This is a genomic window from [Clostridium] aerotolerans DSM 5434 (assembly GCF_000687555.1).
GTDB lineage: Bacteria > Bacillota > Clostridia > Lachnospirales > Lachnospiraceae > Lacrimispora > Lacrimispora aerotolerans.
In genome coordinates, this window is the sequence record NZ_JHWJ01000022.1 from 12,161 (window position 1) to 29,078 (window position 16,918).

Consider the following 16,918-nt stretch of genomic DNA (forward strand, 5'->3'; position numbering starts at 1 on the left):
CTGCATTAAGGCTTAAAAAGCCTGCAATGCAGAAGCTTTTTAACTTTTTTAAGCTAAATTCCTAATAAATCAAGTTTTGTTATGAAAAAAAGAATGATATAATGAGTAAAATAAGAGAATTCCTGCGTATGATCGTTTATTGTTGAAACCATGATTCCAGGTCAAAGGTAGCTGCTGGCTCAAAGGAGTTTTTATACTAAGGTTTAACAAGCAGCAAACGCATGATATTGAACAAAGCTAGATGAGGGAGGAATCGTATGAATGATCATTTCTTTGAATCGATTGTAAGAAACGCGCCCATGGCATACGCATATCATAAAATTGTTCTTGATGAGGCAGGCGTTCCCTGTGATTATTATTTTTTGGATGTAAATGAAGCTTATGAAAAGATGAGCGGCTTAAAAAGGAAAAACATAATTGGAAGAAAGGTCACTGAAGTAATGCCGGCAATCGGGGAGGAATCCCTGGACTGGATCCGCGTATTTGGAACCGCAGCCTTACATGGGAAAAGCAAAGAGTTTGAAAGCTACTCCGTCATGTTTGGCCGCTGGCTGCGGGTATATGTATATTCGCCAGAGAAAAACTATCTGATTGCCAATATCACCGATATTTCAATGAAAAGAAGTCAGTTGGAAGAAGGGGGCCAGCTGAGAAAGCTTTTAAAGGAGAAAGATTCGGAGTTTCATTTCATCATAGAGAACCTTCCATTTTCCCTTGGAGTTCTTCGGCTTGATGGCACCTTTCTTTATATGAATCAGGCAGGACGAAGTTTATATGAATTTGGTGAGGCAGTTTATAGCGGGAAGAGTATTATAAAATCATTTGTAAATCCAGAAGACTGGCACCGGTTCGTAGATAAAGTGCAGACTTCAGGGGTGACCAGTGAATTTTATATGAGCTTAAGGACGGAGTCTGGACGCGTCTTTTGGGCTATTACCATTGGCATGATCATAAAGTATCATGGCAAGAGATCCATCCTGTTATCCCAATATGATTTTACCCAGCGAATGCACATCGAGAAGGCCCTGAAAGAAAGTGAAGAAAAGTTTCGCCTGATTTTTCAAAATGCATTGGAAAGTATCATGATTGTTCAAAACAAAAGGATTCAAATCTATAATCCCATGCTTTCCCAAATCCTTGGATATTCCATGGAGGAGCTTATCGATAAGCCATTTCTTGAAATTATCCATGAGGATGACCGGGCAAGGGCAAATTTAGCCAATGACAGGCGTCTGTCAGGAGAAGTACTGGAAAAAAGGATTCAGTACCGGGTACTGCATAAAGACGGTACGACGGCATGGGTGGAGGCAAATGGTGTACGGATTCAATGGATGGACAAGCCAGCCATTGAATATTTTCTTACGAATATCACGGAACAGAAAAAGGCAGAGGATGCCCTCAGAAACAGTGAGAAGAACTTACAGATGATTATGGAATTTTCCTCTGATGTGACCTGGGTCTTTAATTTTACTCAGTTAAAGCTTATATATGTCAGCCCTTCCGTCTATCATTTTTTGGGATTCTATCCGGATGAGCTTATGAAATTGGACCCGGCTTCCCTGATACCCAATGAATTCAGAAAAAAGACCAAGGAGATGCTAATTCAAAGCATCAGGGAATTTACAGAGCATCCAGAGGTGAGCAAGACATATACCATAGAACTGCAGAATATCCACAAAAACGGAAAACGAATCTGGACAGAAATGTCCTGTAAATACCGTTACAACGATGACTTAGAGGTCGAGATCGTCAGCTCCAGCCGCAATATCGAGGAGCGCAAGCATGCTCAGCAGGAGGTCCTTTATTTAAGCTATCACGACCAGCTGACAGGGCTTTATAACCGGAGATTCTACGAAGAAGAATTAAGACGTATGGATACAAAAAGCAATCTTCCTGTCACATTGATTCTCGCTGATGTCAATGGACTGAAACTGACCAACGATGCATTTGGCCATCTGGTCGGAGACAAGCTATTAAAACGGGCAGTTGAGGTCTTTCATCAATACAGCCGGTGCGATGATATCATTGCAAGAATTGGAGGCGATGAATTCGTATTTCTCCTTCCGGAGACGGAACATGATGAGGCACAGGAAATGATAAGCCGTATGAAAGAGGCTATGGCTATGGAAAACGTTGACCATGGAATATTATCAGTTTCCTTTGGTGCCTCAACAAAAACAATGGAAGACCAGGATATATTCTATATCTTCAGTGAGGCTGAGAATATCATGTACCAGCAAAAGCTGAAAGAGAGCAATTCCATGAGAAATCAAACCATTCACGTCATTATAGAACAGTTATATCGGGATAACGAAGAAGAGGAGGCCCATAATCGGAGAGTCAGTGAAATATGCAATGAACTGGCAACGGCTATGGACCTTGGAGATGAAATCATTCATGATATCACCATTGCAGGTCTTCTGCATGATATAGGTAAAATAGGGCTTGATAAAGAAATCATATCCAAAATGGAACCCATGACAGAAGAGGAATGGACCCAATTCAAACGCCATCCGGAAAAAGGCTACCAGATCTTAAAATCCTCCGTGGAATATGCACAGGCGGCCCAATACGTACTAAGCCATCATGAACGCATGGATGGAAATGGTTACCCTCAGGGAATCAGAGGCAATGAAATCCCCTATCCAGCCAGGATATTAAGTGTTGCAGATGCCTATGATACCATGATAGCTCCAAGGGGATATCATCGAAAGTGGAACCAGGAGGAGGCGGTAGAGGAACTTATAAACAATGCAGGAACCCAGTTTGATGAGAGTGTGGTGAGGGCGTTTGTTGAAAAGGTTCTTCATATGTCTTTTGATCGGTGAGCACGAGAGAAGCATATTTAGAAGAGCGGAAATCATATAGGAAGCAGGTCTGTCGTGAAGCCCCATTTACGGCAGACCTTTTTCACTGTGTATAAATAAATGTTATTAAGAAAATAGTAAATCATGATTGGACCTCCGACTGACAATTTACAGAAAAACAAAAAAAGCCTTGACTTTGAGTAAACTCCAAGTATTACAATCTATTCACACAGAAAAATGATCTCATTTCATGAAGATTGATTTCTCATCTTATAAAAGGAGGGCAGATATGGAATATGAAACATTAAGCAGCTATGGAATTGAGGTATGGCGTTTTTGCGTACCCTATAAAAATATTGAATCATAATAAGAGGTATAAACATGACAGTAAAAGAAGTAAGTGAGAAATATAACATCCCACAGGATACCCTCCGCTATTACGAACGGATTGGTATGATTCCTAAAGTCACTCGTACATCCAGCGGAATCAGAAGCTATCAGAAAGAAGATTTAGAGTGGGTAGAGCTTGCCATATGCATGAGAAGTGCTGGTCTGCCCGTTGAAGTAATGACCCAATACGTGAAGCTTAATCAGGAGGGAGATACCACCATACCAGATAGACTGGAGCTTCTAAAAAAACAAAGAGAAGTGCTTCACGAACAAAGAAAACAGCTGGATGATACACTGGAGCGGCTGAATTATAAAATTGAACGATATGAACATGCAGTGGATACAGGTAAGCTGTCATGGAATTAAGAAGTAACCATAGAAAATAGCAGTTTAAGAAAGCCAGGAGGAATTACATGTATTTAGAACAGATCAATCAGCCTTCCGACGTACGGAAGTTAAATAAAGAACAGCTTATAGATTTAGCAGCAGAAATGCGACTGGCACTTCTGGAAAAGCTGAGCAGACACGGGGGACATTTTGGTCCCAACTTTGGTATGGTGGAGGCAACCATTGCATTACACTATGTTTTTGATTCTCCAACAGATAAGATGGTATATGACATATCCCACCAATGCTACTGCCATAAAATGCTCACCGGCAGAAAAGATGCGTTCCTCTATGAAGAACATTATCACGATGTAACAGGCTTTAGTAATCCGGATGAGAGTGAGCATGATTTCTTTATTCTGGGACACACATCAACGTCAGTAAGCCTTGCCTGCGGCCTTGCTAAGGCAAGAGACTTAAAAGGTGAGAAAGAAAACATCATTGCAATCATCGGAGATGGTTCATTAAGCGGCGGAGAAGCGCTGGAAGGCCTTGATTTTGCCCCGGAGCTTAACAGCAACTTAATCATTGTAGTCAATGATAACGACATGTCCATCGCAGAGAACCACGGCGGTCTGTATTCAAATCTAAAGCTTCTTCGTGATACCAATGGGGAAGCAGAGTGCAACTTATTTAAAGCCCTGGGACTTGATTACCATTTTGTAAAAGATGGAAATGACACACAAAAACTTATAGAAGCATTTGAAAAAGTCAAAGACTCCGATCATCCTGTAGTCGTTCATATCTGTACTCAAAAAGGAAAAGGGTATCTTCCCGCGGAACAAGACCGGGAGAACTGGCATTACAGCGCGCCGTTTGACAAGGAAACCGGCAAACCGCTGTATTCCTCTGACCGTGAAAATTATTCCGGCTTGACTGGTGAGTTTCTTATGAAGAAAATGAAAGAAGATAAAACATTAGTTGCCATCAGCTCAGGAACACCTACGGTCATGGGATTTACGGAGGAGAAAAGAAAGGAAGTTGGTTCCCAGTTCGTAGATGTGGGAATTGCGGAAGAGCATGCCGTTGCACTTGCTTCCGGTATTGCAGCCAATGGAGGCAATCCGGTATACGGCGTTTACAGCACATTTTTACAGAGAACCTATGACCAGCTGTCTCAGGATCTTTGCATCAACAATAATCCGGCTGCCATCGTTATATTTGCAGCCTCAGTCTATGGAATGAGCGATGTCACTCATCTTGGTTTCTTCGACATTCCAATGATATCAAACATACCAAACCTGGTGTACCTTGCACCAACTACAAAGGAAGAGTATCTCGCCATGCTTGACTGGAGCATAACCCAGAAAGAGCACCCGGTGGCAATCCGCGTTCCAGGCGGTGGCGTTATATCCGGCGGTGAGCCTGTAGCTGCAGATTTTTACAATCTAAATCAATATCAGGTAACACAAAAAGGCAAAAAAGCAGCGATCGTGGCACTTGGAACCTTTTATTCCCTTGGCAAGGAGGTGGCTGATGAAATAGAAAAAGCCACAGGCTTACAGCCTACCCTCATCAATCCACGTTTTATCACCGGAATCGATGAGAAAATGCTTGAGGAGTTAAAGGCAGACCATGAGATAGTCATAACAATCGAGGATGGAATCCTGGATGGTGGATTTGGAGAGAAGATTACCAGATTCTATGGCCCGTCTCCGATGAAGGTACTGAATTACGGTCTGAAAAAAGAATTCCTGGACAGATATGAGGTAAAGGAAGTTCTTAAAAATAATCGGCTGACGAAGGAATTAATAGTAGAAGATATTATAAAGCTCGCCAATAAATTGTAAAAGATGATTGTTTATGGTAAAATGTAGAAAAAATCAGTAGAAAGGACAATCATTTATGAATCAAGAAATTTTGAAATTTGTTACAGAAAAATCACAGGAATTAATGAATGCACCGTCATGCAGCAGTGAGGCAAAAGCTGCAGCACGTACATGGTTGGACTCCGTTGGAACAGATCAGGAAGCTGTAGAGACGAAAAAATACATGGATGAGCTGGAAACGTGTATTATGCCCATTCACAGTTTAATTGGTTTTGCGGAATCTGATAAAGGAACTGAAATACTTGGAGCTGATTTTGCAAAAAAAATACTGGGGCATGCTAAGGACATCGCAGCTGCCGGAGCGAAATATTGTGATTGTCCGGCTTGTGCAGCAGCTGAAACAATTCTACAAAAAAAGAATGTAATTCTTAACTAAAATTAATTACCGAAACTCTTTAGAAAGCATCAGTCAATCATGATTGGTGCTTTTTATTTCACTGAGAAACGGAAATAATGCTCAAGCCCTGATTCCGCATTTAAATGTTTACAAGAGTCAGGAGCTCATTTACAATGAAGCTGTAAGCATGCCATTTCACAGAGATGTTGCAAAAAAGTGTGAAATCAAAAACAAGGTTGGAAATAATAAATAATAGAATAAAAGGAGTATTATGTATGAGAAAACAATTCAATAAGATGACTGCAAAATTAGGTGCAATAACGATACTGAGCTTCGCTATCATAACTGGCTGTTCCAGTTCGCCCGGCTCTGCCAGCAATACTACCCCACAGATTACAACTGAAATGGAAAGCAGTGCTGCCACCCAGGAGCCCCCTGTTGTTGATTCTCAGCCAGAGACAGCGATCTCAGAGCAAACGTCCTCTCCGGATACAGAAGTTGTTTCCTTCGAGACATATTTTGATTTACTTGGCGCGAGTAAACAGGATTTTATCGATAACATGAACGAGAAGCCCAATGCAGTTGATGAAGGCGGTCTGGAATTTGAGAAAGCCGGAATACGAGTTTGGTTTCAAATGAACACTGTCACCGTCAGTCAGATATTTCTCCAGGACAATCATGTTGATTTTAATGGTGCCAGAATCGGTGATAAAATAGATAAATTTAAAACTGCTTTTGGGGATCCGATCAGTGACCGGAATGGCGACATGCATTTTAAATATAAAACTGGTTTTGTATCAGTGAATTATGATACGCAGACTGAAGATACGGTTGCCGTATATCTCTTGGCTGAGGATTTCTAGAAAGATACCACATTTCAAATCTACTGACAGAAGTTGAATTATTTCCGCAGATCGTACCTTTCTTTCATTTATATGTAACAATCCCATGATAATAGGAGGAGATTATGGATTCTATTTTAAAAGAATATATCTTTGGAGATATGGTGGCCCGTTATTGTTTGGATGAAAAGAAGCATGTAGGACTTCAACTCTATCCAAGGAATATGCCGATTCCAGAAATGATCAAGAAGAATGCAAAGCTTGATGGAATGGTGCAATTAAAAATATCAGGAGACATTTACCAAGGCTCATATGCTCCTGGAAATACCTTGCGCAATGGAGAAAGTACAGAACGGTTATTGTTTGAGGATCAGGAAGAAGTATTAATAGAAAACAGCCAAACCATCATAACCACTCTAAGAGACCAGCGAGGGTATGAGGTACGCCATTTCCTTTCTTGGCAGGAAGGAGCGAAATCAGTCGAAATATGGAACGAACTAAAAAATAGCAGTAAAACGCCAATATCAATCGAAATGCTCTCCAGCTTTTCCTTAACAGGAATCTCTCCCTACATAGAAGGAGACGGTCATAATAACATCCTGGTTCATCGTCTCATGAGCCGCTGGAGCCAGGAAGGCAGGCTTTCCACTCAGACCATGGAGGAGCTTCAGCTGGACACCTCCTGGACCATGGAAGCCGTCAGATGTGAACGATTTGGACAGAGGGGCTCCTTGCCTGTCAATGGCTATTTTCCGTTTTTAGCCATGGAGGACAGAAAACATCATGTGTTCTGGGGCGCCCAGCTGGCACATGGTGCTTCCTGGCAAATGGAAATATACCGGGAGGATGAAAATATTGCCATGAGCGGAGGATTAGCTGACCGGGAGTTTGGTCATTGGCTAAAGGTCATAAAGCCGGAAGAGAGCTTTGTAACACCAAAAGCCATTGTTTCCGTATGCCATACGGATTCTATCGATGTCTTTACAAAAAGGCTGACAGATGTCGGGCAGAAAGCGGCAGATATGGGACCGGAAGAGGAGCAGGAGCTTCCCATGGTATTCAATGAATACTGTACCACCTGGGGCTGTCCATCTCATGAAAATATAAGGGAAATCCTAGATGTGATCAAAGGAAAAGGATTTACTTATTTTGTCATCGACTGCGGCTGGTATAAACAGCCCGGTATTCCCTGGGACATGAGCATGGGAGATTATGAGGTATCAAACGAGTTGTTTCCCGAAGGATTAGAAAAGACGGTGGAAGCAATCAAAGAGGCAGGCTTAAAGCCTGGCATCTGGTTCGAAATCGAAGGTGTGGGAAAGGCAGCTAAAGCTTATCAGATGGAAGACCATCTTCTTCATGTGGATGGAACGGTGCTTACAACCACCAGGCGCCGTTTCTGGGATATGAAGGATCCATGGGTAGAGCAATATCTGACTGAAAAAGTCATTGGATTTTTGAAGCGCTACGGCTTTGAGTATATGAAAATTGATTACAATGATACCATAGGAATAGGCTGTGACGGTTCGGATTCCCTGGGAGAGGGACTTCGGATAAACATAGAGAAGACCTTTGAATTCTTAGAAAAGGTAAAGCGTGAGATTCCTGGCATTGTATTGGAAAACTGTGCTTCCGGGGGGCATCGTCTGGAGCCGCGTTTCCTGGCAGCCACCAGTATGGCCTCCTTTTCTGATGCTCATGAGTGCGAAGAAATCCCCATAATCGCAGCCAACCTTCATCGCGCCGTTCTGCCAAGACAAAGCCAGATCTGGGCAGTGATCAGGCAGGAGGATTCCTTAAAAAGAATTGCGTACTCCATGGCAGCTACGTTTTTGGGAAGACTTTGCCTCTCCGGCGATGTTACCCGGCTATCCTCCCAACAATGGAATGTGATTGAACATGGAATGGCGTTCTATAAAAAGATATCTTCTGTAATTAAAAGAGGCCAGTCCTACCGTTTCGGACCGGAAGTGGTGAGCATCCGGCATCTCGAAGGCTGGCAGGCCGTCTTACGGGTTGGGGAAGATGGAGCTAAAGCTTATTTAGTCCTCCATACATTTGATGGTGAACTTCCTGATGAGATTCAGATTCCTCTTACGGAGGATTGCCCCCGCAAGATTTATGATGTATACTCGGATGCGAAGGAAGAGGTTGCTATTAAAGACAGCGTGCTCCTATACCGGCCAAGGGAAAATAGAAAAGCGGTTGCGGTGTTACTTGTAAGAAACGAATAAAGTTTCATTCGTCGTTACCTGAAAAATATTTACGAACAAGTGAGAGAAAGTACTGGTCCGTGTGGGAGAGAAAGCTTGTATTAGAGGTAGTGATACATAAATCCCAGCCTGAGGAATATTTTTTTTCAATGGATAAAAAAGCTGGTGCAGATTCCAGAGAGGTTAAACGGGCATAATCCTGGGGCAGCAGGGTAACTCCGATTCCTTTTCCAGCCATGGACTGGGCTGTTTCATAATTTTTCAAGGTCAATATGATTTCAGGATTTATTTTTGCTTTAGCCAGAATCGAGTCAGCCACGTGCCGGATACGCTGGTCTTCATGAAGCATGATAAATGGCTGATTTTTAAGTAGTTTGATATCCAGCACCGGATACGTATAGCCTTCCATCCTTTTAGCAGCCTTGACCAGGGGATGATTTTGTTCCATTACAACGATAAATGGATCATTGGACAGTATTTCATAATTCAGAAGCGGACTGGTATCTTTTTTCGGCGCATGTAATATAGCAAAATCAAGTTCTCCTGAAAGAAGCTTCATTTCCTGGTTATCCGTGGTTCCTTCGTATATGGTCAAGGTAACATGAGGACATTGCTTTTTAAATTCCTGAAGAATTTCAGGAAGTATAATGTTTCCCAAATGATTGGTGATTCCAATGGAAATCTGCCCATTTTTCATGCTGTTGATATCTTTGATTTCTGATTCAAAATCATCATATATTTTTAAAATCTTACAGGCGACCTGATAATACCGTTCTCCGGCATACGTTAATACAAGTCCCTCCGGGGTCCGGTTGAATAGCTTGGTTCCCAGGGATTGTTCGATTCTTTGAATGGATTGGCTTAAAGAAGGCTGAGTGATAAAAAGCTTTTTCGCCGCACGGGAGATGCTCTTTACCTCCGTTACAGTCTTAACGTATAGAAGCTCTCTGTCTGTCATAATACGGCTCCTTTCCTATTCTTTTTTAGCATATAGGCAAAACCTATGGATGTTATCAATATTATAGTATTTTACTATATGGAGTGAGCGTTGTATAGTGGGAGTATAAAAGAAATAATTAGGAGGAGTTTAAGATGGTTAAGCTGTATGATAGTGGCGTATATCTGATCAATGGAATGGAAGTCATTCCTGAGGCGGAATCTGGAAAAGTGGAAGCAATCACGGGGCAGCCGGTGAATCAAAAAGATGCGGAAAAAGGAACCATAGCATATTCCATTATGGAGGCTCATAATACTTCCAATGATATGTCTAAATTGAAACTAAAATTTGATGCAATGACTTCCCATGACATCACATTTGTTGGTATCATTCAGACTGCGAAAGCATCTGGTATGGAAAAATTTCCGGTTCCTTATGTTTTAACAAATTGTCACAACACATTATGCGCGGTTGGTGGTACAATTAATGAAGATGACCATATGTTTGGTCTGTCAGCAGCTAAGAAATACGGCGGCATTTTTGTTCCGCCTCATATTGCAGTCATTCATCAGTACATGAGAGAGATGCATGCAGGCTGTGGACGAATGATTTTAGGCTCAGATTCCCATACCAGGTATGGTGCACTTGGAACCATGGCAATCGGAGAAGGCGGCGGAGAGTTAGTAAAGCAGCTTTTGTGTGACACCTATGATGTAGCATATCCAGGTGTGGTTGCCGTATACTTAACCGGTAAGCCACAGCCAGGAGTGGGTCCTCAGGACATTGCACTGGCTATTATTGGCGCAGTATTCAAATCCGGCTATGTAAAGAACAAGGTAATGGAGTTTGTGGGACCAGGCGTTGCTTCTATGACAACTGACTACCGAAACGGTATTGATGTAATGACAACAGAGACAACCTGCCTATCCTCCATCTGGAAAACCGATGAAGATACCAAAGAGTTCCTGGCCCTTCATGGTCGCCCAGAGGAATATAAGGAGTTAAACCCAGCAGATGTTGCTTATTATGATGGCTGCGTATATGTAGATTTAAACACAGTAAAACCTATGATAGCACTTCCGTTCCATCCAAGCAATGTTTATGAAATCGATGAATTAAACAGCAATCTGGGTGATATTTTAAGAAATGTGGAAAAAGAAGCTGCCAAAATCAGCGGCGGACGAGCTTCCTTCACTCTTACAGATAAAATTGTAGATGGAAAACTCCAGGTTCAGCAGGGTATCATAGCAGGCTGTGCCGGAGGCAACTATACCAATGTAATCGAAGCGGCCCATGCCTTAAGAGGCAAGGACTGCGGCTGTGATGAGTTTTCTCTGGCTGTCTATCCATCCTCTCAGCCTGTATTTATTGACTTAGTGAAAAAAGGCGTTGTAGCTGAGTTAATGGAAGCAGGAGCTGTCATCCGTACTGCATTCTGCGGTCCGTGTTTTGGAGCCGGAGACACCCCTGTTCACAATGGTCTGAGCATCCGTCATACCACCAGAAATTTCCCCAACCGGGAAGGTTCAAAGCCAGGAGAAGGACAGATGTCAGCAGTTGCACTCATGGATGCCAGGTCCATTGCGGCTACGGCTGCCAACGGAGGTATTTTAACTTCAGCAGCAGAGCTTTCCTGCTGGGGGGATATTCCAGAGTATTCCTTTGACCGTGGAGTCTATGACAAGCGTGTTTATCAGGGATATAATAAGTCAGAAGAGGAAAAAGACCTGGTTTACGGACCTAACATTAAAGATTGGCCGGTTATGGGTGCCCTTACCGATAACATCTTATTGAAGGTCTGCTCAAAAATCATGGACGAGGTAACCACTACAGATGAACTGATTCCTTCCGGAGAAACCTCATCCTTCCGTTCCAATCCCTTAGGGCTGGCAGAATTTACCCTGTCAAGAAGAGACCCTCAATACGTAGGAAGAAGCAAAGCGGTGGACCGTCTGGAAAAAGGCCGTACTAGCGGTGAGGATATCTTTGCCTTAGAGCCTGAATTAGAGCCTGTTTTTGCTGCAATCCGCACCATAGAAAATCTGTCAGATATAAAAGCAGAAGAGACAGAAATAGGCAGTATGATTTATGCAGTAAAACCAGGAGATGGTTCCGCCAGAGAACAGGCTGCAAGCTGTCAGAGGGTAATCGGAGGACTGGCTAACATTACTAAGGAATATGCCACCAAGAGGTACCGTTCCAACGTAATGAACTGGGGTATGATTCCTTTCCAGATGACAGAGGAGCCAGAGTTTGAAGTGGGCGATTATGTTTTCGTTCCTGGTATCAGAAAAGCTCTTGATGGAGATTTAAAAAATATCACTGCCTATCAGGTAAAAGGCAATGAGATTAAAAAACTTGATTTATACGTTGCAGACATGACTTCAGAAGAACGTGAGATCGTAAAAGCAGGCTGTCTGATTAATTACAACAAGAACAGAAAAGGGATTTTGTAAATAGAGGCTCAGGAGGCGGGAGGAAATCATGAAGGATTCGGATTGGCAGATTTTATATGAATTATATAAGACGCCCAATATGACCAAGGTGGCTAATCTACTATATATATCCCAACCGTCTCTCTCAAAGAGACTGCAGTCCATGGAAGAAGAATTTCATGTGGAAATCGTAAAACGTACGGCAAAAGGTCTGGAATTCACCAGACAGGGAGAGCTTCTGGCGAAAAAAGCCCAGGAATATATGATTTTTCTCCAGCAGTTAAAAAAAGAGCTGCTGGAATTTCAGGAAGAAAATATGAAGATCATTGTCCTGGGAGCCTCCTATACTTACAGCAAATTTGTTTTAACGGAACTCCTATATGAATATACCAAGGCCCATCCCAATGTGCAGTTTGAACTGCAAAATGACCAGAGCAATCTGGTCTTTCAAAAAGCCTGTGACGGAGAGGTTGATGTAGCATTTGTCAATGGGGACTATGAGGGAGGATTGATACAGAAAAAAATCTATGAATGCCAGGCCTACATCCTTTCCAAAGGCCCCATTGAGATCCCTGATTTACTGAATCGCTCCAGAATCGCCTATAAGACAAATGACAAAACCAGAGAGATTCTTGATGACTGGTGGGATCAGACCTTCCATGTGCCGGTTCCCGGAGGCATGAGTGCGGGATTTATTGATGTATCCTGGCAGCTTGCTTCCAAGGGGCTTGGCTATGTTTGCTGTTTTCTGCCGAAGGGCTTTGACAATAGCTATAATCTTACACTGACACCCATATATTACCCGGACGGCAGACCCGTCCTCCGTAATACGTGGTTTGTATACAAGGAGGAAAAATACTCCAAAGAAGTGCAGGAATTTATTCGATATATAGAAAGTCTTACGGTATAAGAAACAGGGAAATATCATGATTATTCCTGATAAATGATGCTATGCTTTTTATGAATGGACCCATAGTAAAAGTGAATTGGATTATTTCTTGGTGGTCGCATATAATAAGGATATAAAAGCTATAGTTCAACATTTAGACAGGAGGTCATTATGATGGCACAGGTACAAAATGATAGCAATGTAAATAAAATATTCGGCAGTTATGTGCTCAATATGAAATATATTCCAGGGCGTGAAGAAGAAACAGATAAGCAGAATGAAGAAGCTCTGTTTGAGATGGTAGATGACTACATTGAACAAGCTTAAGAATTCATGGTTATGGTAAGGACAAGCCCGGTTTTATATCAGATAATCGGCTGCCACGTAATGAGCTTTTTCCAGATAATCCAATTGGATTATTTATGAAGAAGCTCATTAAGGGGCAGCTTTTTGTTATATAAAAAAGAAGGGTAGGAGAATAGCGATGATTCATTGGGAATCCGGTGAGGGGAAGTTAGGGAATTTAAAGGAGTTTCACAATTGGTTTTATCATTTACCCGGAGTAGGGCTTAGAATCATTCGTTCTCTCTTTGCTGTTCTTTTATGCTTTGTTATATTTTCTTTTTTAGGGAATCAGGAGGGAGCTTTTATCTCATCCCTGGTTGCCTTACAATGTGTAGGCCCCTATACAGAAGATCGCTGGAAGCTGATAAAAGAAAGGTTTGCAGGCACAGGGATCGGAGCGTTATGGGGATTTTTGGTGGTTCAGATCTTTTGTCTGGGAAAGGGAAAGTTATTTTTCCAGGCAGAAAGCCATGGTTGGACCATCTGGGGAATTTTAATTATAGTTAGTATTCTGGGCGTGGTTCTATATAGTACCGTGGCAGTTAATCTAAAAAATATGTCATACTATTCCTGCATGGTATATTTAAGCATAGTTGTGACCATTGCAGCAGAAAAGAATGCCTTTCTTTTCACCACCGGACGCGTTTGGGAAATCTTGGTTGGAATTTTAATGGCTATGATCTGTAGTTTCTTATACCTTCCCAGAGCTAAAAACAGAGACATTCTATTTGTCTCCGGTATCGATGATACCTTACTTACAAAGGATGAAAAGCTTTCGTCCTACAGCCGGGTAGAATTAAACCGAATGATTGATGACGGAGCCCAATTCACCCTTTCCACGCTTCGAACACCGGCTTCCCTGATAGAATCCGTAAGTGAGCTTCATCTGACACTTCCGGTCATCGTTATGGATGGAGCGGCGTTATATAATATCAATGAAAAATCTTATCTTCTGACGTATATGATATCTTATAAAAGTTCAGAAAGAATCATCGAATTTTTAGAAAAGAGAAACCTCAATTTATTTATCAACGTGGTAATTGATGATTTGCTGGTCATCTACTATGATAAGCTAAGTAATGAAGCAGAGCTTGATATTTTCAAAAAGCTAAAGAAATCACCCTATCGAAATTATGTCAATCGAAGGCTTCCTGAAAATGAAAATGTTGTTTATTTCATGCTGATTCATAAAAAGGAGAAAATAGCAGACGCATATCAGGAGCTCATGAAAGAGGAATGGATCTCTGAATATAAAGTGTTGACCTATGATTCCGATGAATATCCAGGCTATGCTTATATCAAAATATATAATAAAGAGGCCACCAGAGAAAACATGCTTCGAAACTTAAAAGCGATGCTTGACTTTGATAAGAGCGTAACCTTCGGCAGCATTCCAGGCAAATACGATGTACTGATTGAGGATTCTGACCATAACACGATGGTGAAGAAGATGAAGAAAGTATATGAGCCCATCCGTCTTTTTTCCTCCAGAAAGTAAAGGAAAAAGGTCTGAAAAAGCAGGCCAGAGGAAACCAGCCTGCTTTTAAGAAGCGGATACGATAAAACTGTACAATTCCAATAAAGGCTAGCATCATTTTTCTCCTTTTTAATTATATGTTAGTTTCCATTCTTTATAAATTCCTTGAAATTATCTGTTAAAGTATTAATTGTAGTAAGCCATTCTTTGGAATCAATAAACTAATTCACATCAGGGGTTCTTTGCAGGGAATGTAAATAATCTATCTTGTATACAGAGTCCTGCCCAATTCAAGCAGCACTTTTACGTATAGAGTGTTTAATCCCATACCGCCCAAATAGTCGATATGATATATAAATACTCGTTCCGGATCATGATGAAATACTTCGGCTCCGGCCGGACTGATTGCCAGTTTACGGCCATTAAGCGTCTGAAAATCGTTTGATGCACCAATATCATCATAGCTTGCCTTGTACTTATCTAAATCCAATGTTATAACCACCTTTCTTTTTGATTAATAATAAAAGCCTACCCTTGTGCATTACCGCCATCTCAAGTAGATGGATAAAAGGGGGTAGTGAAGCATTTATGCACAAGAGTAGGTGAGATTGTCATGATTTACAGGTTATACGACCAGTGGCATAAGACCAAATGCGATACCTACTACGATATAGATTAAAAAGATGCCAACTGCCCACAGGGCACTTTTACGCTGCCACTGGCCCATATCAACATTTGTCATGCGAAGCAGGACATAGATAAATGGAACGAGTGGGCTTAGCAGGTGGAATGCCTGTCCCATAAGAGAGGCGAAACCAAGCTGCAGGGGAGTGTAGCCGTATGCCTTACCAGCTTCCGCAAGGACAGGAAGCACTCCAAAATAAAACGCATCGTTAGAAAGAAAAACAGTTCCTGGTGCAGATAAGAAGGCCACAATAAGTCCCCAGAACTTGCCCCAGCTCGCTGGAATAACAGATGTCATGCTTGTTGCAATTGCAGTACCCATACCGGTTCCATCAAGGATTCCCATGAAAACACCGGCAGACATAACAACCATACTGACCTGAATGGCATCTGGTGCATTTGCTTCAATACGAGCACGCTGGTCAGCAATTTTAGGATAGTTGATTAAAAGGCCGATAGCAGTAGCGCCCATGAAAATAATAACAGATGGAAGCGTACCAAGGATGAGCATAATAACAACAGCTGCTGTTAAAATAAAGTTGATCCATAAATTTTTAGGACGACGGATTTCCAGAAGCTCAGGGTCGACTATGGTAGTCATCTCTTTAATCTGCTCTTCGGTAAAATGAATGACACCTAACCGTTTCCGTTCTTTTAGGCCCATAATAACGGATACACCGATTACGTAGATGGTAGCAAAGATCATCATTGGAACCAGTCCGCGAAGTACGGTGGACTCATCCAGTTTTAATACAGTTATGACTCGTGCCGTTGGTCCTCCCCATGGAAGCAGATTCAAAATCGAATGGGAAAGGATGGTCAAAACCGCAAGATCAAGTGTTTTCATTTTTAACTTCTTATAAATAGGCACAAATGCAGAACAAACAATGATCATTGTTGTGGTGCCGTCACCATTTAAGGAAACACTGGCGGATAAAAGTACGGTAGCTACCATTACTTTCAGCGGGTCACCTTTTGCAAAGCGAATCATTGCATTTGATAGTGGATCAAACAATCCTGTGTCGATCATTAAGGTGAAGAATAAAACTGCGAACAGCAGCATAATTGCTGTCGTGGAAGTTGTCTTTAAACCAGTTAGTGCGAATGTTCCGATGTCACCGCTCCAAAGACCCAGGAGAGCACCTACAACAGCAAATGCTGCAGGGACAACAAGTAGTGCAGTGAACGGGGTCATTTTCTTTGTCATAATTAAGATCATAAAGACCAGAATTAGAAAATACACCATAAAAGTAACCATAAAAAATCCTCCTCTAGTAAGTTGTTTGTGAATATCTATTAGACATAGTTCTATTTTATAGAAATTTTATAAAATGTCTATAAAATAA

At 41.7% G+C, this 16,918-nt stretch carries 13 protein-coding genes; 10 read left to right on the forward strand and 3 right to left on the reverse strand.

The features are described from left to right. Positions 1 to 257 precede the first annotated feature (257 nt). From T546_RS24830 to T546_RS0121085, 6 genes are all read left to right on the forward strand, one after another. On the forward strand, positions 258 to 2,828 hold the full coding sequence (locus tag T546_RS24830) for a PAS domain S-box protein (RefSeq protein ID WP_051630019.1): 2,571 nt from the start codon (positions 258 to 260) through the stop codon (positions 2,826 to 2,828). A 360-nt stretch (positions 2,829 to 3,188) separates the two neighbouring features. Beyond that, positions 3,189 to 3,563, forward strand: a complete 375-nt coding sequence (locus T546_RS0121065; RefSeq protein ID WP_026893320.1) for a MerR family transcriptional regulator — start codon at positions 3,189 to 3,191, stop codon at positions 3,561 to 3,563. Positions 3,564 to 3,610: 47 nt separating this feature from the next. Further along, on the forward strand, positions 3,611 to 5,374 hold the full coding sequence (locus T546_RS0121070) for a 1-deoxy-D-xylulose-5-phosphate synthase (protein ID WP_026893321.1): 1,764 nt from the start codon (positions 3,611 to 3,613) through the stop codon (positions 5,372 to 5,374). A gap of 55 nt (positions 5,375 to 5,429) precedes the next feature. Then, the gene (locus T546_RS0121075) at positions 5,430 to 5,789 is read left to right on the forward strand and encodes a hypothetical protein (protein ID WP_026893322.1); all 360 of its coding nucleotides are present in this window, start codon (positions 5,430 to 5,432) and stop codon (positions 5,787 to 5,789) included. A 236-nt stretch (positions 5,790 to 6,025) separates the two neighbouring features. Next, positions 6,026 to 6,613 (forward strand): hypothetical protein, encoded by a 588-nt coding sequence (locus tag T546_RS0121080; protein WP_034600196.1) that lies wholly within the window; start codon positions 6,026 to 6,028, stop codon positions 6,611 to 6,613. Between the two features lie 104 nt (positions 6,614 to 6,717). Further along, a complete protein-coding gene (locus tag T546_RS0121085; RefSeq protein ID WP_026893324.1) occupies positions 6,718 to 8,826 on the forward strand; it encodes a glycoside hydrolase family 36 protein in 2,109 nt (702 codons plus the stop codon). Positions 8,827 to 8,830: 4 nt separating this feature from the next. Here the strand turns inward: T546_RS0121085 and T546_RS0121090 are convergent, their stop codons facing one another. Further along, complete coding sequence (locus T546_RS0121090; protein ID WP_026893325.1) at positions 8,831 to 9,763, reverse strand: LysR family transcriptional regulator; 933 nt, start codon at positions 9,761 to 9,763, stop codon at positions 8,831 to 8,833. 134 nt (positions 9,764 to 9,897) lie between these two features. Between T546_RS0121090 and T546_RS0121095 the strand changes: the two genes are divergently transcribed. The 4 genes from T546_RS0121095 to T546_RS0121110 all read left to right on the forward strand — a co-directional run bounded on the left by T546_RS0121095 (position 9,898) and on the right by T546_RS0121110 (position 14,909). Then, on the forward strand, positions 9,898 to 12,198 hold the full coding sequence (locus T546_RS0121095) for a hydratase (RefSeq protein WP_026893326.1): 2,301 nt from the start codon (positions 9,898 to 9,900) through the stop codon (positions 12,196 to 12,198). 28 nt (positions 12,199 to 12,226) lie between these two features. Then, a complete protein-coding gene (locus T546_RS0121100; protein ID WP_026893327.1) occupies positions 12,227 to 13,087 on the forward strand; it encodes a LysR family transcriptional regulator in 861 nt (286 codons plus the stop codon). A 150-nt stretch (positions 13,088 to 13,237) separates the two neighbouring features. After that, positions 13,238 to 13,393 carry a hypothetical protein gene (locus T546_RS25405; RefSeq protein ID WP_155857805.1) on the forward strand — a complete coding sequence of 52 codons (156 nt, stop codon included), beginning with the start codon at positions 13,238 to 13,240 and terminating at the stop codon, positions 13,391 to 13,393. A 157-nt stretch (positions 13,394 to 13,550) separates the two neighbouring features. Next, positions 13,551 to 14,909 carry an HAD hydrolase family protein gene (locus tag T546_RS0121110; protein ID WP_026893328.1) on the forward strand — a complete coding sequence of 453 codons (1,359 nt, stop codon included), beginning with the start codon at positions 13,551 to 13,553 and terminating at the stop codon, positions 14,907 to 14,909. 241 nt (positions 14,910 to 15,150) lie between these two features. Here T546_RS0121110 and T546_RS0121115 read toward each other — a convergent pair whose 3' ends face one another. Next, on the reverse strand, positions 15,151 to 15,378 hold the full coding sequence (locus T546_RS0121115) for a hypothetical protein (protein WP_026893329.1): 228 nt from the start codon (positions 15,376 to 15,378) through the stop codon (positions 15,151 to 15,153). Positions 15,379 to 15,513: 135 nt separating this feature from the next. After that, positions 15,514 to 16,830, reverse strand: coding sequence for a CitMHS family transporter (locus T546_RS0121120; protein WP_026893330.1), 1,317 nt, complete (start codon positions 16,828 to 16,830; stop codon positions 15,514 to 15,516). Between the last annotated feature and the right edge of the window lie 88 nt (positions 16,831 to 16,918).